Source organism: Pseudomonas sp. PDM02 (assembly GCF_014852285.1).
Lineage (GTDB): Bacteria > Pseudomonadota > Gammaproteobacteria > Pseudomonadales > Pseudomonadaceae > Aquipseudomonas > Aquipseudomonas migulae.
This window is the reverse complement of record NZ_JACVBL010000009.1, coordinates 92,171-113,507: the sequence shown is the minus strand read 5'-3', so window position 1 is coordinate 113,507 and position 21,337 is coordinate 92,171. Positions and strand designations below refer to the sequence as shown.

General features: G+C 58.2%; 21 protein-coding genes. 8 read left to right on the top strand and 13 right to left on the bottom strand.

The window, feature by feature from the left end:
* Nucleotides 1-45: 45 nt before the first annotated feature.
* Genes yidC through rpmH form a run of 4 tightly spaced genes read right to left on the bottom strand, consistent with a single transcriptional unit; the run spans nt 46 to nt 2,524 of the window.
* Nucleotides 46-1,731, bottom strand: a complete 1,686-nt coding sequence (gene yidC / locus IB245_RS17310) for a membrane protein insertase YidC (protein ID WP_192228144.1) — start codon at nt 1,729-1,731, stop codon at nt 46-48.
* Nucleotides 1,732-1,733: 2 nt separating this feature from the next.
* Nucleotides 1,734-1,979, bottom strand: a complete 246-nt coding sequence (gene yidD / locus IB245_RS17305; protein WP_010207715.1) for a membrane protein insertion efficiency factor YidD — start codon at nt 1,977-1,979, stop codon at nt 1,734-1,736.
* Nucleotides 1,972-2,373 carry a ribonuclease P protein component gene (gene rnpA / locus IB245_RS17300; protein WP_028620331.1) on the bottom strand — a complete coding sequence of 134 codons (402 nt, stop codon included), beginning with the start codon at nt 2,371-2,373 and terminating at the stop codon, nt 1,972-1,974. Before rnpA ends, yidD begins: the two co-directional genes overlap by 8 nt.
* 16 nt (nt 2,374-2,389) lie before the next feature.
* Nucleotides 2,390-2,524, bottom strand: coding sequence for a 50S ribosomal protein L34 (gene rpmH, locus IB245_RS17295; protein WP_003213577.1), 135 nt, complete (start codon nt 2,522-2,524; stop codon nt 2,390-2,392).
* A 566-nt stretch (nt 2,525-3,090) separates the two neighbouring features.
* On the opposite strand from rpmH, the gene dnaA reads away from it, so the two are divergent.
* From dnaA to IB245_RS17270, 5 genes are all read left to right on the top strand, one after another.
* On the top strand, nt 3,091-4,611 hold the full coding sequence (dnaA, locus tag IB245_RS17290) for a chromosomal replication initiator protein DnaA (protein WP_192228143.1): 1,521 nt from the start codon (nt 3,091-3,093) through the stop codon (nt 4,609-4,611).
* A 39-nt stretch (nt 4,612-4,650) separates the two neighbouring features.
* Complete coding sequence (dnaN, locus tag IB245_RS17285; protein ID WP_008027555.1) at nt 4,651-5,754, top strand: DNA polymerase III subunit beta; 1,104 nt, start codon at nt 4,651-4,653, stop codon at nt 5,752-5,754.
* A gap of 20 nt (nt 5,755-5,774) precedes the next feature.
* The gene (gene recF, locus IB245_RS17280; protein WP_008041454.1) at nt 5,775-6,878 is read left to right on the top strand and encodes a DNA replication/repair protein RecF; all 1,104 of its coding nucleotides are present in this window, start codon (nt 5,775-5,777) and stop codon (nt 6,876-6,878) included.
* 5 nt (nt 6,879-6,883) lie between these two features.
* Complete coding sequence (gene gyrB / locus IB245_RS17275) at nt 6,884-9,301, top strand: DNA topoisomerase (ATP-hydrolyzing) subunit B (RefSeq protein ID WP_192228142.1); 2,418 nt, start codon at nt 6,884-6,886, stop codon at nt 9,299-9,301.
* Between the two features lie 237 nt (nt 9,302-9,538).
* Nucleotides 9,539-10,057, top strand: coding sequence for an Hcp family type VI secretion system effector (locus tag IB245_RS17270; RefSeq protein WP_032832632.1), 519 nt, complete (start codon nt 9,539-9,541; stop codon nt 10,055-10,057).
* 185 nt (nt 10,058-10,242) lie between these two features.
* Here the strand turns inward: IB245_RS17270 and IB245_RS17265 are convergent, their stop codons facing one another.
* From IB245_RS17265 to glyQ, 4 genes are all read right to left on the bottom strand, one after another.
* Nucleotides 10,243-11,022 (bottom strand): lysophospholipid acyltransferase family protein, encoded by a 780-nt coding sequence (locus IB245_RS17265; protein WP_008027562.1) that lies wholly within the window; start codon nt 11,020-11,022, stop codon nt 10,243-10,245.
* Between the two features lie 82 nt (nt 11,023-11,104).
* Nucleotides 11,105-11,638: a D-glycero-beta-D-manno-heptose 1,7-bisphosphate 7-phosphatase gene (gene gmhB, locus IB245_RS17260; protein WP_192228141.1), complete on the bottom strand. Its 534-nt coding sequence runs from the start codon at nt 11,636-11,638 to the stop codon at nt 11,105-11,107.
* 6 nt (nt 11,639-11,644) lie between these two features.
* Nucleotides 11,645-13,699: a glycine--tRNA ligase subunit beta gene (gene glyS / locus IB245_RS17255; protein WP_008041461.1), complete on the bottom strand. Its 2,055-nt coding sequence runs from the start codon at nt 13,697-13,699 to the stop codon at nt 11,645-11,647.
* Nucleotides 13,696-14,649 (bottom strand): glycine--tRNA ligase subunit alpha, encoded by a 954-nt coding sequence (gene glyQ / locus IB245_RS17250; protein ID WP_003213601.1) that lies wholly within the window; start codon nt 14,647-14,649, stop codon nt 13,696-13,698. The genes glyS and glyQ overlap by 4 nt, the downstream gene beginning before the upstream one ends.
* Before the next feature lie 81 nt (nt 14,650-14,730).
* Between glyQ and tag the strand changes: the two genes are divergently transcribed.
* From tag to IB245_RS17235, 3 genes are all read left to right on the top strand, one after another.
* Complete coding sequence (gene tag / locus IB245_RS17245) at nt 14,731-15,288, top strand: DNA-3-methyladenine glycosylase I (RefSeq protein WP_008041464.1); 558 nt, start codon at nt 14,731-14,733, stop codon at nt 15,286-15,288.
* A gap of 40 nt (nt 15,289-15,328) precedes the next feature.
* Nucleotides 15,329-16,216, top strand: coding sequence for a lysophospholipid acyltransferase (locus IB245_RS17240; RefSeq protein WP_192228140.1), 888 nt, complete (start codon nt 15,329-15,331; stop codon nt 16,214-16,216).
* Between the two features lie 168 nt (nt 16,217-16,384).
* On the top strand, nt 16,385-16,624 hold the full coding sequence (locus tag IB245_RS17235; RefSeq protein ID WP_008027574.1) for a PilZ domain-containing protein: 240 nt from the start codon (nt 16,385-16,387) through the stop codon (nt 16,622-16,624).
* Here IB245_RS17235 and IB245_RS17230 read toward each other — a convergent pair whose 3' ends face one another.
* The 5 genes from IB245_RS17230 to def all read right to left on the bottom strand — a co-directional run bounded on the left by IB245_RS17230 (nt 16,625) and on the right by def (nt 21,296).
* Nucleotides 16,625-16,939: a tetratricopeptide repeat protein gene (locus IB245_RS17230; protein ID WP_008027576.1), complete on the bottom strand. Its 315-nt coding sequence runs from the start codon at nt 16,937-16,939 to the stop codon at nt 16,625-16,627. It abuts the gene before it with no gap.
* A gap of 116 nt (nt 16,940-17,055) precedes the next feature.
* Nucleotides 17,056-18,429 (bottom strand): Trk system potassium transporter TrkA, encoded by a 1,374-nt coding sequence (trkA, locus tag IB245_RS17225; protein ID WP_008027578.1) that lies wholly within the window; start codon nt 18,427-18,429, stop codon nt 17,056-17,058.
* Nucleotides 18,430-18,451: 22 nt separating this feature from the next.
* Nucleotides 18,452-19,762, bottom strand: coding sequence for a 16S rRNA (cytosine(967)-C(5))-methyltransferase RsmB (rsmB, locus tag IB245_RS17220; RefSeq protein WP_008041465.1), 1,311 nt, complete (start codon nt 19,760-19,762; stop codon nt 18,452-18,454).
* Nucleotides 19,759-20,718: a methionyl-tRNA formyltransferase gene (gene fmt / locus IB245_RS17215; protein WP_192228139.1), complete on the bottom strand. Its 960-nt coding sequence runs from the start codon at nt 20,716-20,718 to the stop codon at nt 19,759-19,761. Before fmt ends, rsmB begins: the two co-directional genes overlap by 4 nt.
* A gap of 71 nt (nt 20,719-20,789) precedes the next feature.
* On the bottom strand, nt 20,790-21,296 hold the full coding sequence (def, locus tag IB245_RS17210; RefSeq protein WP_008027583.1) for a peptide deformylase: 507 nt from the start codon (nt 21,294-21,296) through the stop codon (nt 20,790-20,792).
* Nucleotides 21,297-21,337 lie beyond the last annotated feature (41 nt).

Below are 21,337 nucleotides of genomic sequence, written 5' to 3'. Positions count from 1 at the left end.
AACGCCCCACTAGGGGGCGTTTTGAGTGGTTATCCACAGTGTAAATCAGGCAGCTGCTTTAGTAGCCGCTTCGATTTTACGAGTGATGTACCACTGTTGGGCGATGGACAGGCAGTTGTTCACTACCCAGTACAGCACCAGACCAGCCGGGAACCACAGGAAGAAGAAGGTGAAGATGATTGGCATCAGCTTCATCACCTTGGCCTGCATCGGATCCGGAGGAGTCGGGTTCAACTGCTGCTGGATGAACATGGTTGCACCCATGATGATCGGCAGAATGAAGAACGGATCCTTGATCGACAGGTCAGTAATCCACAGCATGAACGGCGCTTGGCGCATTTCAACGCTTTCCAGCAGAACCCAGTACAGCGAGAGGAAAACCGGCATCTGCACGAGGATTGGCAAGCAACCACCCAGCGGATTGATCTTCTCTTTCTTGTACAGCTCCATCATGGCTTGCGACATTTTCTGCCGGTCATCGCCATGTTGCTCTTTCAGCGCGGCCAGTTTCGGTGCCACTGCGCGCATGCGGGCCATGGATTTGTAGCTGGCTGCCGACAGCGGGAAGAAAATCCCTTTGATCAGCATGGTCAGGAAGATGATCGACCAGCCCCAGTTACCGACCAGCGCGTGGATGTGTTGCAGCAGCCAGAAGATTGGCTGGGCAATGAACCACAGAATGCCGTAGTCGACGGTCAATTCCAGACCTGGGGACAACTCTTTCAGCACCGCCTGGCTTTTCGGACCGGCGTACAGAACAGCGCTGGTTTCGGCTTTCGCACCTGGCGCAACAGTCATTGCCGGGGCGGTGTAGCCGATGATGTAGTTGCCTTTGCTGTCTTTACGGGTCTGGACGACGTTGTTTTCGCCCTTCGCCGGAATCCATGCGGTCACGAAGTAGTGTTGCAACCAGGCAACCCAACCACCGTTCACGGTTTCTTTCAGCTGAGCCTTGTCCATGTCCTTCATCGACACTTTCTTGTACGGCTCGTTACTTGTCCACAGGGCAGCGCCCAGGTAAGTCGCGGTGCCGGTGGCGGTGCTGGAAGAAGGATCGGAGCTGGCGTCGCGCTTCAGTTGGGCGAACATCGCACCCGACCAAGGTTTGGCGCTTTCGTTGTCGATCACGTAGGAAACGGTTACGTCGTACAGGCCGCGTTTCAGTGTGAAACGCTTGATGTAGTTGACGCCGTCCTTGCTGAACTTCAGGTCTACAACCAATTGGTTCTGACCGTCGGCCAGTTGGTAGATCTTCTTCTCGGAGGAGTAAACCGGACGACCGGCAGGACTTGCGTCCGGACCATCGGTACCGATCAAACCGCTTTGAGCCAGATAAGTCCGCTCGTTGCCGTTATCGAACAACTGGAATGGAATTTCCGGATGGTCCTGGCGACGTGGATACAGCGGCAGCGTCAACTGTGCAACATCGCCACCTTGTGGATCGATAGCCAGGTTGAGCACATCCGTTTTGATCTGGATGAGGTCTTTGCTTGCAGCTACTGGTGTTTCAGCAGGTGCAGTGGCACTGGTATCGCTTGCGGCGCGCGGAATGTCGTCACTGACAGAAGCATTATTGCCAGTCGCCGTATCCGGTAGGCCCGGTGCGGAAGTACTGGAAGCAACATTCTGAGTCGGCAGGGCAGCCTGGCCATAGTCCTGGTTCCATTTAAGAACCATAACGTAGGACACGATTGCCAGGGCGACGATCAGGATCGTGCGTTTGATATCCATGATTACTCGGCCATCGAAGAAGAACGGGAGGTAGGGATAGGTGGAACCGGGTCATAACCACCGGGATTCCACGGATGACAGCGACCTAAACGACGAAAGGTCAGCCAGCCACCGCGCAGAAGGCCATGATTTTCTATGGCTTCTAACGCGTAGCAGGAACAACTGGGGTAGAAACGACAGTGACTGGCCATCAGGGGACTAATGGCATAGCGATAAAACTGGATCGGAACGAGTGCCAGTTTACGCATCGGGACTGTCTACCCCTACAGTTTCGGTTTTGACTGCTGGTACCGGCGTGCTGCGTGCCAGACGCTTCCAGAGTTTGCCGAAATGCTGAATCAATTCGGGGTTTTCTACGTCACCCAAACCTTTGCGCGCGACGATAACGATATCCCAGCCGACCAGTGAATCCTGGTTCAGACGGAACGATTCGCGCATCAGACGTTTGAGGCGATTGCGCTCGACGGAGAGCTTTACGCTCTTTTTCCCGATAACCAGCCCGAGACGGGGGTGATCAAGATCGTTGTTGCGCGCAAGGAGCAGGAGATTTTTCCCCGGAACCTTGCCGGTAGGGGAGTCAAAGACTGCCTTGAAATGCCGGGGAGTAAGCAGACGCTTTTCCCGACTGAAGTCCTGACTCACCTCCAGTGCCGGCTTATCAAACTGCCAGACGCGCACGACCTTTGGCGCGACGACGCGACAGAACGGCACGACCGTTCTTGGTAGCCATACGAGCACGGAAACCGTGGGTACGAGCGCGTTTGATAGTGCTTGGTTGGAAAGTACGTTTCATTGTCGTGTTACCTGGTTCGTCCACAACGGGCCGGAATGGCCCCCGTTTTAAGAGACCGGGGATTCTAGAGAAAGCAAGCCTCTAGGTCAATTTCCAACCAACGTTTCCTTATAAATAGATCTCCAGACGTTTTGCTCGTCTTCACCTCCAGCCAAATATAAAAATAAAGAAGGAAAGTATTTAAAGCTTTTCTGTAAAGCTTATAAAAGCTAGGACACCGATCATCTGTGGATAACTACCTTCAGACCTTATATCACGTGATGTATAGAGAATGACAACTACGGTGGAAAACGGTGGTCAGCCTGTGCTGCGCTGTCGGATAAGCTGTGTGTGAAAGGGGCTGTTATCCACAGGCAGGTTATCCACCGAGTTTCGCCCCCACTTGTGCAACGACCTCAAGGGCGGTTATCCACAGAGCTTATGCACAGACCACTGGTCGTCTTTTTTACCTATAAAACGTTGATTCTTCTTGGTCAGTAACCCACCTACGTGTGGATAAGTCGGCGTCTGGTCGCTACAATGGCCGCTTGTTTTTGCCTCACCGGCTTTCAACTTAGGGGATATCCGTGTCAGTGGAACTTTGGCAGCAGTGCGTAGAGCTTTTGCGCGATGAGCTGCCTGCCCAACAATTCAACACTTGGATCCGTCCACTACAGGTCGAAGCCGAAGGCGACGAGTTGCGTGTCTACGCACCGAATCGTTTTGTTCTCGACTGGGTCAACGAAAAGTACCTGGGCCGCGTCCTTGAACTGCTGGATGAGCATGGCAATGGCATGGCGCCGGCGCTTTCCTTATTAATAGGCAGCAAACGCAGTTCGGCTCCACGGGCTGCCCCGAATGCGCCACTGGCTGCCGCCGCGTCTCAGGCACAGGCGGCTCAAGCGCCTGTCAGTGCTCCGGCACCTGCCCCGACGGCCACACCGAGCAAGCGTTCGACCCAGAAAGTTGCCGAAGTCAGTGAAGAGCCATCGCGCGACAGCTTCGATCCAATGGCCGGCGCCAGTTCTCAACAGGCCCCGGTGCGTTCCGAGCAGCGCACGGTGCAGGTCGAAGGTGCGCTCAAGCACACCAGTTACCTGAACCGTACTTTCACCTTCGAGAACTTCGTCGAAGGTAAGTCCAACCAACTGGCCCGGGCTGCGGCCTGGCAGGTGGCGGACAACCCCAAGCACGGTTACAACCCGCTCTTCCTTTATGGCGGTGTTGGCTTGGGTAAAACTCACTTGATGCACGCTGTGGGTAACCATCTATTAAAGAAGAACCCGAATGCCAAGGTCGTGTACCTGCATTCGGAGCGTTTCGTGGCCGATATGGTCAAAGCTCTGCAACTGAACGCGATCAACGAGTTCAAGCGCTTCTACCGTTCGGTGGACGCATTGCTGATCGATGACATTCAGTTCTTCGCCCGCAAGGAACGTTCGCAGGAAGAGTTTTTCCACACCTTCAACGCCCTGCTCGAAGGTGGCCAGCAGGTCATTCTCACCAGTGACCGCTACCCTAAAGAAATCGAAGGTCTTGAAGAGCGCCTCAAATCCCGCTTCGGCTGGGGCCTGACGGTAGCCGTCGAGCCGCCGGAGCTGGAAACCCGTGTCGCGATCCTGATGAAAAAGGCCGACCAGGCCAAAGTCGATCTGCCCCACGACGCGGCGTTCTTCATCGCCCAGCGTATTCGCTCCAACGTCCGTGAGCTGGAAGGTGCGCTTAAACGCGTAATCGCCCACTCGCACTTCATGGGCCGCGATATCACCATCGAGCTGATTCGCGAATCCCTGAAAGATCTGTTGGCGCTGCAAGATAAACTGGTCTCTGTGGATAACATTCAGCGCACTGTCGCCGAGTACTACAAGATCAAGATTTCCGACCTGCTGTCCAAGCGTCGTTCACGCTCGGTCGCTCGTCCGCGTCAGGTTGCCATGGCGTTGTCCAAAGAGTTGACTAACCACAGCCTGCCGGAAATCGGCGATGTGTTTGGCGGCCGCGACCACACGACTGTTTTGCACGCCTGCCGCAAGATCAACGAACTTAAGGAATCCGACGCGGACATCCGCGAGGACTACAAGAACCTGCTGCGTACTCTGACAACTTGATGAACACCAGCGCAGCTTATTAAGGCAAGGGACTAGACCATGCATTTCACCATTCAACGCGAAGCCCTGTTGAAACCCCTGCAACTGGTCGCAGGCGTCGTCGAGCGCCGACAGACCTTGCCGGTGCTCTCCAACGTGCTGCTGGTTGTCGAAGGCCAGCAACTGTCGCTGACCGGTACCGACCTGGAAGTCGAGCTGGTCGGTCGTGTACAACTCGAAGAGCCTGCTGACCCGGGTTCCATCACTGTGCCTGCGCGCAAGCTGATGGATATCTGCAAAAGCCTGCCGAACGACGCGCTGATCGACATCAAGGTCGACGAGCAGAAGCTGGTGGTGAAGGCTGGCCGTAGCCGCTTCACCCTGTCGACCCTGCCGGCGAACGATTTCCCGACTGTTGAAGAAGGCCCGGGTTCGCTGACTTGCAGCCTTGAGCAAAGCAAACTGCGTCGTCTGATTGAACGCACCAGCTTCGCCATGGCCCAGCAGGACGTGCGTTATTACCTGAACGGCATGCTGCTGGAAGTTTCGGCCGGGATCATCCGGGCCGTGGCCACCGACGGTCACCGTCTGGCCATGTGCTCGATGCAGGCCGACATCGGTCAGCCGGATCGCCACCAGGTCATCGTGCCGCGCAAGGGTATCCTTGAGCTGGCGCGCCTGCTGACCGAGCCGGACGGCAATGTCAGCATCGTCCTGGGTCAGCATCACATCCGCGCCACCACGGGCGAGTTCACCTTCACCTCTAAACTGGTCGACGGTAAATTCCCAGACTACGAGCGTGTTCTGCCGAAGGGCGGCGACAAACTGGTGCTCGGCGATCGTCAGGCGTTGCGTGAAGCTTTCAGCCGTACCGCGATTCTGTCCAACGAGAAGTACCGCGGTATCCGTCTGCAACTGGCCAGCGGTCAGTTGAAGATCCAGGCCAACAACCCGGAGCAGGAAGAAGCGGAAGAAGAAGTGGGCGTTGAGTACAACGGCGGCAATCTGGAAATCGGCTTCAACGTGAGCTACTTGCTAGACGTGCTGGGCGTGATGACCACTGAGCAGGTTCGCCTGATCCTGTCCGACTCCAACAGCAGTGCGCTGGTGCAAGAGTCCGACAACGATGACTCGGCCTACGTTGTCATGCCGATGCGTCTGTAATCATGCTCAGCAGAAGCTAGATGTCATTAAGTCGCGTCTCGGTCACCGCGGTGCGCAATCTGCACCCGGTGACCTTCTCCCCCTCCCCCCGAATCAACATTCTTTACGGCGCCAACGGCAGCGGCAAAACCAGTGTTCTGGAAGCCATTCACCTGCTGGGGCTTGCCCGTTCGTTTCGTAGTACCCGCCTTTTGCCGGTTATTCAGTACGAGCAATTGGCCTGTACCGTATTCGGTCAGGTTGAGTTGGCTGAGGGCGGGCATAGCGCACTGGGGATATCACGGGACCGCCAAGGCGAGTTCCAGATCCGTATTGACGGGCAGAACGCGCGCAGCGCGGCACAGCTGGCGGAGATCCTGCCGCTGCAACTGATCAACCCTGATAGCTTCCGCCTGCTTGAAGGCGCACCGAAGATTCGCCGGCAGTTTCTCGACTGGGGCGTGTTCCACGTGGAACCGCGGTTCATGTCCACCTGGCAGCGCTTGCAGAAGGCCCTGCGCCAGAGAAACTCTTGGCTGCGGCATGGTACACTTGACGCCGTTTCGCAAGCGGTTTGGGACAGGGAACTGTGCCAGGCCAGCGCTGAAATTGATGAATACCGCCGTGCCTATATCAAAGCCTTGAAACCAGTCTTTGAACAGACCTTGAGCGAACTGGTTGAGCTTGAAGGTTTGACGCTCAGCTATTACCGAGGCTGGGACAAAGACCGCGAATTGAGTGCAGTGCTCGCTGGGTCCGTTCAGCGAGACCAGCAGATGGGTCATACCCAGGCCGGACCACAACGCGCTGATTTGCGCCTCAGATTGGGCGCACATAACGCCGCGGACATCTTGTCCCGCGGTCAGCAGAAGTTGGTGGTCTGTGCATTGCGGATTGCCCAAGGGCACCTGGTCAGCCAGGCCCGACGCGGCCAGTGTATTTATCTGGTGGATGACTTGCCGTCCGAACTGGACGAGCAGCACCGCCGCGCGCTTTGCCGCTTGTTGGAAGACTTACGCTGCCAGGTGTTTATCACCTGTGTAGATCACGAATTATTGAGGGAAGGCTGGCAGACGGAAACGCCAGTCGCTCTGTTCCACGTGGAACAGGGCCGTATCACCCAGACCCACGACCATCGGGAGTGAAGGCATTGAGCGAAGAAAATACGTACGACTCAACGAGCATTAAAGTGCTGAAAGGCCTGGATGCCGTACGCAAACGTCCCGGTATGTACATTGGTGACACCGACGATGGCAGCGGTCTGCACCACATGGTGTTCGAGGTGGTCGATAACTCGATCGACGAAGCTTTGGCCGGCCATTGCGACGACATCAGCATCATCATCCACCCGGACGAATCCATCACCGTTCGCGACAACGGTCGTGGCATCCCGGTAGACGTACACAAAGAAGAAGGCGTTTCGGCAGCCGAGGTCATCATGACCGTGCTGCACGCCGGCGGTAAGTTCGACGACAACTCCTACAAAGTATCCGGCGGTCTGCACGGTGTAGGTGTTTCGGTAGTGAACGCACTGTCCAAGGAACTGGTCCTGACCGTTCGCCGCAGCGGCAAGATCTGGGAACAGACTTACGTCCATGGCGTCCCGCAAGAGCCGATGAAAATCGTTGGCGAGAGCGAAACCACGGGCACCCAGATTCACTTCAAGCCATCGGCTGAAACCTTCAAGAACATCCACTTCAGCTGGGACATCCTGGCCAAGCGGATTCGTGAACTGTCCTTCCTCAACTCCGGTGTCGGCATCGTCCTCAAGGATGAACGCAGCGGCAAGGAAGAGCTGTTCAAATACGAAGGCGGCCTGCGTGCGTTCGTTGAATACCTGAACACCAACAAGACTGCGGTCAACCAGGTGTTCCACTTCAACATCCAGCGTGAAGACGGCATCGGCGTGGAAATCGCCCTGCAGTGGAACGACAGCTTCAACGAGAACCTGTTGTGCTTCACCAACAACATCCCGCAGCGTGATGGCGGTACTCACCTGGTGGGTTTCCGTTCCGCACTGACGCGTAACCTGAACACCTACATCGAAGCTGAAGGCCTGGCCAAGAAGCACAAGGTCGCCACCACCGGTGATGACGCCCGTGAAGGCTTGACCGCGATCATCTCGGTGAAGGTGCCGGATCCGAAGTTCAGCTCCCAGACCAAAGACAAGCTGGTTTCTTCCGAAGTGAAGACCGCGGTCGAACAGGAAATGGGCAAGTACTTCTCCGACTTCCTGCTGGAAAACCCGAACGAAGCCAAACTGGTCGTCGGCAAGATGATCGACGCGGCACGTGCGCGTGAAGCAGCACGTAAGGCCCGTGAGATGACCCGCCGCAAAGGTGCGCTGGACATCGCCGGCCTGCCGGGCAAACTGGCTGACTGCCAGGAAAAAGACCCTGCCCTTTCCGAACTGTACCTCGTGGAAGGTGACTCTGCTGGCGGCTCCGCCAAGCAGGGGCGTAACCGTAAAACCCAGGCCATCCTGCCGTTGAAGGGCAAGATCCTCAACGTCGAGAAGGCGCGCTTCGACAAGATGATCTCTTCGCAAGAAGTGGGCACCTTGATCACCGCACTGGGCTGCGGTATCGGTCGCGACGAATACAACATCGACAAGCTGCGCTACCACAACATCATCATCATGACCGATGCTGACGTCGATGGTTCGCACATCCGTACGCTGCTGCTGACGTTCTTCTTCCGTCAGCTGCCGGAGCTGATCGAGCGTGGCTACATCTACATCGCTCAGCCACCGCTGTACAAGGTCAAGAAAGGCAAGCAAGAGCAATACATCAAAGACGACGACGCCATGGAAGAGTACATGACGCAGTCGGCCCTGGAAGATGCGAGCCTGCACCTGAACGAGGAAGCCCCGGGTATCTCCGGCGAAGCCCTTGAGCGCCTGGTGAACGACTTCCGTCTGGTGATGAAGACCCTCAAGCGTCTGTCGCGCCTGTACCCACAGGAACTGACCGAGCACTTCATCTACCTGCCAGCGGTGAGCATGGAGCAACTGTCCGATCACGCAGCGATGCAGGATTGGCTGGCCAAGTATGAAGTCCGTCTGCGCACCGTCGAGAAGTCTGGCCTGGTCTACAAGGCCAGCCTGCGTGAAGACCGTGAGCGTAACGTCTGGCTGCCAGAGGTCGAACTGATCTCCCACGGCCTGTCGAACTACGTCACGTTCAACCGCGACTTCTTCGGCAGCAACGATTACAGGACTGTCGTATCCCTGGGCGCTCAGCTGAGCACCCTGCTGGACGACGGCGCGTACATCCAGCGTGGCGAACGCAGGAAGCCGGTCACCGAGTTCAAGGAAGCCCTTGAATGGCTGATGGCTGAAAGCACCAAGCGTCACACCATCCAGCGATACAAAGGTCTGGGTGAGATGAACCCGGATCAGCTGTGGGAAACCACCATGGACCCAAGCCAGCGCCGGATGCTCAAAGTGACCATCGAAGACGCCATTGGCGCGGACCAGATCTTCAACACCCTGATGGGTGATGCGGTCGAACCTCGTCGTGACTTCATCGAAAGCAATGCCTTGGCGGTTTCCAACCTGGACTTCTGATCCAGCGGTTCTGCCAACAATAAAAAAGGCCAGCGCAATGCGCTGGCCTTTTTTATTGCGCTATCTCGCCCTTCAGCGGCGGTGCCAAATCGTATGGAACGCAGGCGTTTTGCCTCGGATCCTCACAGATAAGTCCTACATACGCTATCCCGAGTGCTCTTTATCCTACAGCCTCTTCGTCAAGTGTATGACTGACGGGAGCTATCATTTTTGGGATATCGAACAGGGAATGCAGTTATGCCAACACCCGCGTATTTAGTTATAAATGGAAATCGGCAAGGGATGATTACTGCCGGGACATTTACTCCGGAGTCGGTTGGTAACGTCTATCAGGAGGGGCACGAAGACCAAATCCTGGTCCAGGCATTCAGTCACCAAATTATCATTCCGAGAGATCCCCAATCGGGTCAGCCAACGGGCCAGCGTGTGCATAAGCCGCTGATGATCTCAAAGGTATTTGATAAATCATCACCGTTGATTTTTAACGCGTTAACGAGCGGAGAAGTGTTGAATAGCTGCCATATCGCTTGGTATCGGACTTCGTCGGCGGGGAAACAGGAACATTACTTCAGCATCGAGCTGGAAGACGCAGTGATCGTAGATGTGCAGACAAGAATGCCAAGCTGCCAGGATCCCAATATGGCCCACTTTACGCATCTCGAAGACGTGTATTTCACCTATCGAAAAATCACCTGGACTCACGAAGCCTGCGGTACTTCCGGTTCTGATGACTGGCGTGCTCCGATTATCAGCTAAGCCTCGCTGCTCAATTCGCAGGCATAAAAAAACCGGCTATATCAGCCGGTTTTTTTACGTCCGAAAAAAACTTATGCACCTTTTCCCATATTTTATGAGCTTAAGAAATATGTATATAAATCATAAGCCTACAAACTAAATACGTTACTTTTCAGCAAAACGGTACACAGGTTATCCACAGAATCTCAGACAGCCATCTGATCATTGGCAGCCGGCGCTTGCGGAGCGGGTGGGAGCGAGCCCATTTCCCGTTGCATCTGCTCGTTCCAGGCCTGAACCCGGTCATTGAGGTTGGCAATCGCGCGAGGGCCACTGCCTTCGGCGTACATCGGCTCGCCGATGATCACAGTGATGACGCCCTGCTTCTTGGCCCAACCGGTTTTCGGCCAGAACTTGCCGGCATTGTGCGCAATCGGCAGCACCGGAAGTTCGGCGTTGACGGCTAACGCCGTACCACCTCGTGAGAATTTTCCGATGGTGCCGTAAGGGACCCGCGTTCCTTCAGGGAATATCAGTACCCAGACGCCGTCCTTCAGCAGTTCATCGCCCTGCTTCGCTACATGTTTGAGCGCGGCCTTCGGGTTGTCGCGGTCGATGGCGATCGGCCGCAGCATGGCCATGGCCCAACCGAAGAACGGTACAAACAGCAATGAGCGTTTCAGTACCTGGCTCAACGGCTCGAAATAGGCCGAGAGGAAGAACGTCTCCCAGGTGCTCTGGTGGTTCGACTGAATCACGCAGGGCTGGTCTGGCACGTTCTCGGCACCTTTCACTTCGTAGCTGATGCCCAGAAAGACTTTGCTCAGCCACAAGGCGCAACGGCACCAGTACACGTTGATAAAACGATAGCGCGCCTTGAACGGCAGAAAAGGCGCGATAAAAAAGCTCAGGCTGCACCAAAGCAAGGAGCTGGTGCCCAGCAGCAGGTAAAAGAGGAAGGTTCTGATGGCCTGCAATATCGACATGGCGACGTTTACCGTGCGGGCTCTGCCCGTCTATATAAAGCGCACTCCCGATCAATCCTTGGTCAGGAATCTCGAAAACGCTCTAATTGTGGATAAGTTCTGCGGCAATCGCCGCGAGATCGTCAAAAATCAAAGTGCCTACCGGTAGGGTTTTGCCCAAAGTCTTTTCGCCTTTCCCGGTCTTTACCAAAACTGGCTGAGAATCGACGGCTTTGGCGGCTTCCAGGTCACCAAGACTGTCGCCGACGAACCATAGATTAGTCAGCGATACGTTGTAATACGTGGCGATGGTTTTCAGCATCCCGGGTTTTGGCTTGCGGCAATCGCAGCCTTCGTCCGGCCCGTGCGGGCAATAGACGATCAGCCCGACTTCACCGCCCTGCTCCGCCACCAACGAGCGCAAGCGCTCGTGCATGGCGTCCAGGGTGGCGACGTCGTAATAGCCGCGAGCGATGCCGGACTGGTTGGTAGCGACTGCTACCGTCCAGCCGGCTTTGCTCAACTGCGCGATGGCTTCGATCGAACCGGGGAGCGGTTTCCACTCCTCCACCGACTTGATGTAAGCGTCGGAGTCGTAATTGATCACCCCGTCCCGATCGAGAATCAGCAGTTTCAAACAGTCTTACCCCAGCAACGAAATATCGGCGACGCCGAGGAACAAGCCACGCAGACGCGCCAGCAGCGCATAGCGGTTGGCACGGACCTTGGCATCCTCAGCGTTGACCATGACGGCTTCGAAGAAAGCATCCACAGGCTCGCGCAAGGCTGCCAGACGTGCCAGCGACTCGCTGTACTGACGCGCAGCTGCCATCGGTTGAACCGCTTGGTCCGCCTGCTGAATCGCCGAGTAAAGGGAGAATTCGTTGGCGTTGTCGAAGTACTTGGCTTCAACGACTGTAGGAACAGAACCTTCGACCTTGCTCAGCAAGTTCGAAACGCGCTTGTTCACTGCAGCGAGGGCCGCCGCTTCAGGCAATTTGCGGAACGCTTCCACCGCTTGTACGCGCTGATCGAAGTCCAGCGCAGAACCTGGCTTCAGGGCACGAACCGACAGGTAAGTCGCCACGTCCACGCCTTCATCTTCGTAACGGGCACGCAGACGGTCGAACACGAATTCCAGTACCGAGTCGGCCAGGCCAGCAGCCTTGACCTTGGCGCCGAACGCATTCACGGCAAAGGCCACGGCGTCGTTCAGGTCGAGGTCGAGCTTCTTGTCGATCAGGATGCGCAATACGCCCAGTGCAGCACGGCGCAGGGCATACGGGTCTTTGCTACCGGTTGGCAGCATGCCGATCCCGAAGATACCGACCAGCGTGTCGAGTTTGTCGGCGATGGCCACGGCCGCACCGGTCAGGGTGGTCGGCAGTTCAGCACCGGCACCGCGCGGCATGTATTGCTCGTTCAGCGCCAGCGCGACTTCTTCCGGCTCGCCATCGTTCAGGGCGTAGTAGTAACCGGCGACGCCTTGCATCTCCGGGAACTCACCGACCATCTCGGTCGCCAGGTCGCACTTGGACAGCAGGCCGGCACGGGAAGCCCATGCCGCGTTGCCGCCAATGCGTTGCGCGATGAACGCAGCAAGCTTGGATACGCGCTCGGCCTTGTCGTAGACGCTGCCGAGTTTTTCCTGGAACACCACGTTTTGCAGGCGCAGGTTGAAGTCTTCGAGTTTCTGCTTCTTATCTTGCTTGAAGAAGAACTCGGCGTCGGTCAGGCGTGGGCGAACCACTTTCTCGTTACCGGCGATGATTTGCTGCGGGTCTTTGCTTTCGATGTTGGCCACGGTAATGAAACGTGGCAGCAACTTGCCGTCGGCATCCAGCAGGCAGAAATACTTCTGGTTGTCCTGCATGGTGGTGATCAGCGCTTCTTGCGGCACGTCGAGGAAACGCTCTTCGAACGAGCACACCAGCGGCACCGGCCATTCAACCAGTGCGGTCACTTCGTCGAGCAGGGCTGGCGGAACGATCGCCGTGCCTTCCTGCATCGTCGCCAGTTCTTCGGTGCGCTTGCTGATAATCGCGCGACGCTCGTTGGCATCGGCCAGAACGTAAGCGGCACGCAAGTCGGTCAGGTAGTTGGCCGGCGAGGTGATGCGTACGCTTTCCGGGTGATGGAAGCGGTGACCACGGGAATCGCGGCCGGCCTTCTGGGCGAGGATCGTGCAATCGATGACCTGGTCACCGAGCAGCATGACCAGCCATTGGGTCGGACGAACGAATTCTTCCTTGCGCGCACCCCAGCGCATGCGCTTCGGGATCGGCAGGTCATTCAGGGAGTCTTCGACGATGGTCGGCAGCAGGCTCGCAGTCGGCTTGCCGGCGATGCTCTGGCTGTAACGCAGTTTCGGACCGCTCTGATCGATTTCGCTCAGCTCTACGCCGCACTTCTTGGCGAAACCCAGTGCCGCTTGAGTCGGGTTGCCTTCGGCATCGAACGCCGCCTGACGTGGCGGGCCGTCGAGGTTGATGCTGCGATCCGGTTGCTGGGTAGCCAGCGCGGTGATCAGCACAGCCAGACGACGCGGCGCGGCGTAGACGGTTTTGGTCTCGTAGTTCAGGCCAGCCGCTTGCAGGCCTTTGTCGATACCGGCCAGGAACGCTTCGGCCAAGGTGTTCAGGGCCTTGGGTGGCAGTTCTTCGGTGCCCAGTTCAACCAGGAAATCTTGAGCACTCATTGTGCAGCCTCCAGCTTGGCCAGTACTTCATCACGCAGGTCCGGGGTCGCCATCGGGAAGCCCAGCTTGGCGCGAGCCAGCAGGTAGGCTTGCGCAACGGAACGCGCCAGGGTGCGCACACGCAGGATGTATTGCTGACGCGCAGTCACCGAGATCGCCCGGCGTGCATCCAGCAGGTTGAAGGTGTGGGACGCCTTCAACACCATTTCGTAGCTCGGCAACGGCAGCGGCTGGTCGAGTTCGATCAGGCGCTTGGCTTCGCTTTCGTAGAAGTCGAACAGTTCGAACAGCTTCTCGACGTTGGCGTGTTCGAAGTTGTAGGTCGATTGCTCCACTTCGTTCTGGTGGAAAACGTCGCCGTAGGTCACTTTGCCGAACGGACCGTCAGCCCAGACCAGGTCATAGACCGAGTCCACGCCTTGCAGGTACATGGCCAGACGCTCGAGGCCGTAAGTGATCTCACCGGTCACCGGGTAGCACTCGATGCCGCCCGCCTGCTGGAAGTAAGTGAACTGCGTCACTTCCATGCCGTTCAGCCAGACTTCCCAGCCCAGACCCCAGGCGCCCAGGGTCGGCGATTCCCAGTTGTCTTCGACGAAGCGAATGTCGTGGACCAGCGGGTCCAGGCCGACATGCTTGAGGGAGCCCAGGTACAGTTCCTGGAAGTTGTCCGGGTTCGGCTTCAGAACCACCTGGAACTGATAGTAGTGCTGCAGACGGTTCGGGTTTTCGCCGTAGCGGCCGTCAGTCGGGCGACGACTGGGCTGCACATAAGCGGCGTTCCAGGTTTCCGGGCCGATGGCGCGCAGAAACGTGGCTGTGTGGAAAGTCCCGGCGCCTACTTCCATATCGTAGGGCTGAAGTACCACGCAACCTTGCTCGGCCCAGTATTGCTGGAGGGCGAGGATCAAGTCTTGGAAGGTACGCACGGCTGGCGTAGGCTGGCTCACGAAATTCACCTGTTTCTTGGGCTGCGATTTAAAGAGCGGGAGTATACCCGATTCATTGCTGCGCACGCCCCCTGGAGCCTTATGCCACGCTGCTTTTGGTGTTCCGAAGATCCGCTGTACATGGCTTATCACGATCAGGAGTGGGGCACGCCGCTACGCGATGCGCAGGGTTTGTTCGAGTTGCTTTTGCTCGAAGGGTTCCAGGCCGGCCTCTCCTGGATCACCGTGTTGCGTAAACGCGAGCGATATCGCGAGGTGCTGTTCGGCTTCGATGTACAGCGCGTGGCGCAGATGAGCGACGCCGAAATCGATGAATTGATGCTCGACCCCGGGATCATCCGCAATCGCCTCAAACTCAACGCCGCCCGGCGCAATGCCCAGGCCTGGCTGGCGCTTGAAGACCCGGTCGAGTTTCTCTGGTCTTTCGTCGGCGGTAAGCCTGTGATCAATCATTTCAAGGATCGCACCGAAGTCCCGGCGGTCACGCCGGTCGCTGTGGAAATGAGCAAAGGCCTGAAAAAGGCCGGCTTCACCTTCGTCGGCCCGACCATTTGCTACGCGCTGATGCAGGCCTCGGGGATGGTCATGGACCACACCAAGGATTGCGATCGCTACGCGACCTTGTCGATCGGCGGTTAGAATAGCCGCCTCGCGCACAGCACAAGATCAGGAGTGACCTGTGGATAAGTTGAAAGGCGCCTTGCTGGTAGGCGCTCTGCGGCTGTTTGCCCTGCTTCCCTGGCGAGCAGTGCAGGTGGTTGGCTCAGCCATAGGCTGGGTAATGTGGAAAACCCCTAACCGTTCCCGTGATGTGGTGCGGATCAATCTGGCCAAGTGTTTTCCGGAGATGGACCCTGCCGAGCGCGAGCGTCTGGTCGGCCAGAGCCTGAAAGACATCGGCAAGTCGCTGACCGAAAGTGCCTGCGCGTGGATCTGGCCGGCGCAGCGTTCCATCGATCTGGTGCGCGAAGTTGAAGGGCTCGACGTCCTGAAAGACGCCCTCGCCTCCGGCAAAGGTGTGGTCGGCATCACCAGCCACCTCGGCAACTGGGAAGTGTTGAACCACTTCTATTGCAGCCAGTGCAAACCGATCATTTTCTATCGTCCGCCAAAGCTCAAGGCTGTGGATGAATTGCTGCGCAAGCAGCGAGTGCAACTGGGTAACAGGGTCGCCGCCTCTACCAAGGAAGGCATCCTCAGCGTCATCAAGGAAGTGCGCAAAGGTGGTGCAGTGGGCATTCCCGCTGACCCGGAACCGGCCGAATCCGCCGGGATCTTCGTGCCGTTCTTCGCTACTCAGGCACTGACCAGCAAGTTTGTGCCGAACATGTTGGCTGGCGGCAAGGCGGTTGGCGTGTTCCTGCACGCCCTGCGGCTGCCGGACGGTTCGGGCTACAAGGTGATCCTCGAAGCGGCGCCAGAGGCCATGTACAGCACGGATACCGAGACGTCCTGCGCTGCCATGAGCAAGGTGGTCGAGCGTTATGTGCGGGCGTATCCGAGCCAGTACATGTGGAGCATGAAACGCTTCAAGAAGCGGCCTCCGGGTGAAGAGCGCTGGTATTGAGTTGATTGGCATGATCTGTGGATAACTTGAACTTGTAGGAGCGAAGCTTGCTCGCGAAGAGGCCATTACATTCAACATTGATGTTGGATGTGATATCGCCTTCGCGAGCAAGCTTCGCTCCTACAGGTTCAGGGTTATCCACAACTGTTCATAAAAAGGGCGCAGAAGATGTCCGAACACCGCAAATCGTTTCGCATCAAGATCAGTCACGAAAGCTTCGGCGAATGCCTTGGCCAGACCCGAAATCTCTCGACCACGGGCGTCTACGTCAAGCATCCGGGCTTGTCGGCGTTGCCCAAGGGGGCGGTGGTCTATGGTCAGGTACAGGATTTACCCACAGGCGCGCCGCGGGTTCGCATGGAAGTGGTGCTGGTAGACGCTGACGGCATTGGCCTGCGCTACCTCTGATCAGTGCGCCTGGCGCTCAAGTTTCTTCAGGAACACCGTCATCTCCTTCTCCGCCTGCTTGTCGCCGTGAGCACGAGCAGCTTCCAGACCCTGCTCCCACGCCTGACGCGCGGCCGGATAGTCCGCCAGCGCCAGATGAGCCTTGCCCAACAGCTTCCAGGCCGCTGAATACTTAGGGTCGAATTCGACGCAACGCTGGAAATGCTCGGCGGCCTTGGCGTTTTCCCCAAGATCCAGATAACCCTTGCCCAGGCCGAAGCGCAGCAATGAGTTATCCACACCCTTGGCGAGCATTTTTTCCAGGGATTCGATCATGGTGCACCTCGGTTTATGGGGGAGCTTCGGAATCGCCTTCGCGGGCAAGCCTCGCTCCTACAGGGATATGCATGTTACCTGTAGGAGCGAGGCTTGCCCGCGAAGAGGCCTTCGGATCAGAAAAAACTCAGGCCGACATGGAACAACTTCTCCACATCCCGAATATGCTTCTTATCCACAAGGAACAGAATCACATGGTCACCCGCCGCGATCACCGTGTCATCGTGGGCAATGATCACCTCTTCATCACGAATGATCGCGCCAATCGTGGTGCCTGGCGGCAGACCGATGTTCTCGATGGCCTTGCCAATCACTTTGCTCGACTTCGCATCACCATGGGCAATGGCCTCGATGGCCTCCGCCGCACCACGGCGCAATGAATGCACGCTGACGATGTCGCCGCGCCGCACGTGGGCCAGCAAGGTGCCGATGGTCGCCAGTTGCGGGCTGATGGCGATGTCGATGTCGCCACCCTGGATCAAGTCGACGTAAGCCGGGTTGTTGATGATCGTCATCACCTTCTTCGCGCCCAGGCGCTTGGCCAGCAGCGACGACATGATGTTGGCTTCGTCATCGTTGGTCAGCGCCAGGAAGATGTCGGCGTCGGCGATGTTCTCTTCCATCAGCAAATCGCGGTCGGAGGCACTGCCTTGCAGGACCACGGTGCTGTCGAGGGTGTCCGAGAGATGGCGGCAGCGGGCCGGGTTCATCTCGATGATCTTCACCTGATAACGACTTTCGATGGCCTCGGCCAGACGTTCACCGATCTGCCCGCCCCCGGCGATGACGATGCGCTTGTAGCTCTCATCGAGGCGGCGCATTTCGCTCATCACTGCGCGAATATTCGCCTTGGCGGCGATGAAAAATACTTCGTCGTCCGCTTCGATCACCGTATCGCCCTGAGGCAAAATCGGCCGGTCACGGCGGAAAATCGCCGCTACGCGGGTTTCGACATTCGGCATGTGTTCACGCAACTGACGCAGTTGCTGACCCACCAGCGGTCCGCCGTAATACGCCTTCACCGCGACCAGCTGCGCTTTGCCTTCGGCGAAGTCGATCACCTGCAACGCACCCGGATGCTGGATCAGGCGCTTGATGTAGTTGGTGACCACTTGTTCCGGGCTGATCAGCACATCCACCGGAATCGCTTCGTTATCGAACAGCTCGGAGCGCGTGAGGTACGCCGCTTCTCGTACCCGGGCGATTTTCGTCGGGGTGTGGAACAGGGTGTGGGCGACCTGGCAGGCGACCATGTTGGTTTCGTCACTGTTGGTCACCGCCACCAGCATGTCGGCATCGTCCGCGCCGGCCTGGCGCAGCACCGTCGGCAGCGAGCCGCGGCCTTGCACGGTGCGGATGTCCAGGCGATCGCCGAGGTCGCGCAGGCGTTCGCCATCGGTGTCGACCACGGTGATGTCGTTGGCCTCGCTGGCCAAGTGTTCCGCCAGCGAACCGCCGACCTGCCCTGCGCCGAGGATGATGATTTTCATCCAGTCACTCCCTTAAAACCGGTTAACCGCGCGCGGCGGCGATCTTGATCAGCTTGGCGTAATAGAACCCGTCGTGGCCGCCTTCCTGTGCAAGCAGCTGGCGACCGTGGGGCTGCTTGATGCCGGCCGTGGTGGCGAGGTCCAGCTCACGGGCGCCCGGCGTACGGGCGAGGAAGGCTTCGATGACTTCGGTGTTCTCGGTCGGCAACGTGGAACAGGTGGCGTAAAGCAGAATCCCGCCGACCTCCAGAGTTATCCACATGGCATCGAGCAATTCGCCTTGCAGCACTGCCAGCGCGGCGATGTCATCCGGTTGGCGAGTCAGCTTGATGTCCGGGTGACGACGGATCACGCCAGTGGCCGAGCATGGCGCATCGAGCAGGATGCGTTGGAACGGCTTGCCATCCCACCAGGTGGCCGTGTCGCGGCCGTCGGCGGCGATCAGTTCGGCGCTCAGGCCCAGGCGTGCGAGGTTTTCTCGCACACGCACCAGACGCTTGGCTTCCAGATCCACGGCGACGACGCCCGCCAGTGCAGGTTCGGCTTCGAGGATGTGGCAGGTCTTGCCGCCCGGTGCGCAGCAGGCGTCGAGCACCCGTTGGCCCGGCGCCAGGTCGAGCAGGTCGGCGGCCAGTTGCGCCGCTTCGTCCTGCACGCTGATCCAGCCTTCGGCGAAGCCCGGCAGGCTGCGTACGTCGGCGGCGGCGTCGAGAATGATGCCGTCCCGGCTGTAAACGCACGCCGTGGCGGCGATGCCCGCTTCGGTCAGCAGACCCAAGTACGCATCGCGAGTGTGATGGCGACGGTTGACCCGCAAAATCATCGGCGGATGCGCGTTGTTTGCCGCACAAATGGCTTCCCACTGCTCAGGCCAAAACGCTTTCAGGGATTTTTGCAGCCAGCGTGGGTGGGCGGTGCGCACCACCGGGTCGTGTTCCAGCTCGGCCAGCAGCGCTTCGCTTTCACGTTGGGCGCGGCGCAACACGGCGTTGAGCAAGGCTTTGGCCCACGGCTTCTTCAGCTTGTCGGCGCAACCAACGGTTTCGCCGATGGCGGCATGGGCCGGGACGCGGGTGTAAAGCAGTTGATAGAGACCGACCAGCAGCAACGCCTCGACATCGGCGTCGGCAGCCTTGAATGGCTTCTGCAGCAACTTGGCCGCGAGCGCCGACAAACGCGGCTGCCAGCGCGCGGTGCCGAACGCCAGGTCCTGGGTGAAGCCGCGATCGCGGTCTTCGACCTTGTCCATTTGTGTCGGCAGCGAACTGTTGAGTGAGGCTTTTCCGTTTAGAACTGCAGCAAGTGCCTTGGCGGCGGCCAGACGTGGATTCATTGAGCGTCCGCCGTTTGACCGAGCACGGTGCCGACGGCGAATTTCTCACGACGGCTGTTGAACAAATCGCTGAAGTTCAGCGCCTTGCCGCCGGGCAATTGCAGACGGGTCAGACACAGAGCCTGCTCACCGCAAGCGACGATCAGGCCGTCTTTGCTGGCGCTGAGGATTTCACCTGGTGCGCCTTTGCCTTCCGCGAGGCTCGCGGCCAGCACTTTCAGCGCTTCGCCATTCAACGTGCTGTGGGTGATCGGCCATGGATTGAAGGCGCGGACCAGACGTTCCAGCTCAATGGCCGGGCGGGTCCAGTCGATGCGCGCTTCGTCCTTGTTCAATTTGTGTGCGTAGGTGGCGAGGCTGTCGTCCTGCACTTCGCCTTCCAGCGTGCCGGCGGCGAGGCCGGCAATGGCTTGAATCACTGCCGGTGGGCCGAGTTCCGCCAAGCGGTCGTGGAGGCTGCCGCCGGTGTCTTTAGCGCTGATCGGCGTAGTGACCTTGAGCAGCATCGGCCCGGTGTCGAGGCCCAGTTCCATGCGCATCACGGTCACGCCGCTTTCGCTGTCGCCGGCTTCGACGGCGCGCTGGATCGGCGCCGCACCGCGCCAGCGTGGCAGCAACGACGCGTGGCTGTTGATGCAACCCAGGCGCGGAATATCCAGCACCACTTGCGGCAGGATCAGGCCGTAGGCGACCACCACCAGCAAGTCCGGCTTCAGCGCGGCCAGTTCGGCTTGAGCGTCTTCGTTGCGCAGGGTTGGCGGTTGCAGCACCGGGATGTTGTTTTCCAGTGCCAACTGCTTGACCGGGCTCGGCATCAGCTTTTGCCCGCGACCTGCCGGACGGTCCGGTTGGGTGTAGACCGCGACGATCTCGTAAGGGCTGTCGAGCAGGGCCTTGAGGTGTTCGGCGGCGAATTCCGGGGTGCCGGCAAAGACGATGCGCAGTGGCTCAGTCATGGGAAGCTCTCATTTACAAAGCAGTCGCAAAAGAAAAAGGCTTGCCGCAGCAAGCCTTTGAAAGGAGGGCATCAAGCGTTCTGGCGATGGAGCTTTTCCAGTTTCTTCTTGATTCGGTCACGTTTGAGATTCGACAGGTAGTCGACGAACAATTTGCCGTTCAGGTGGTCGCATTCATGCTGGATGCACACGGCGAGCAGGCCTTCGGCGATCAGTTCGTAAGGCTGGCCGTCGCGGTCCAGGGCCTTGACCTTGACCTTCTGCGGGCGATCGACGTTTTCGTAGAAACCCGGCACCGAGAGGCAGCCTTCCTGGTATTGCTCCATCTCGTCGGTCAGGGGCTCGAACTCGGGGTTGATGAACACCCGCGGTTCGGTGCGGTCTTCGGAGAGGTCCATCACGACGATACGTTTGTGCACGTTGACCTGGGTCGCGGCGAGGCCGATGCCTGGCGCTTCATACATTGTTTCAAACATATCATCGACCAACTGACGCACTTCGTCGTCCACTACGGCCACAGGTTTGGCGATAGTGCGCAGGCGCGAGTCGGGGAATTCGAGGATGTCTAAAATGGCCATAAGCTTGATTGCTGCACGTGTGAGGTAAAGTCGGGTCGATG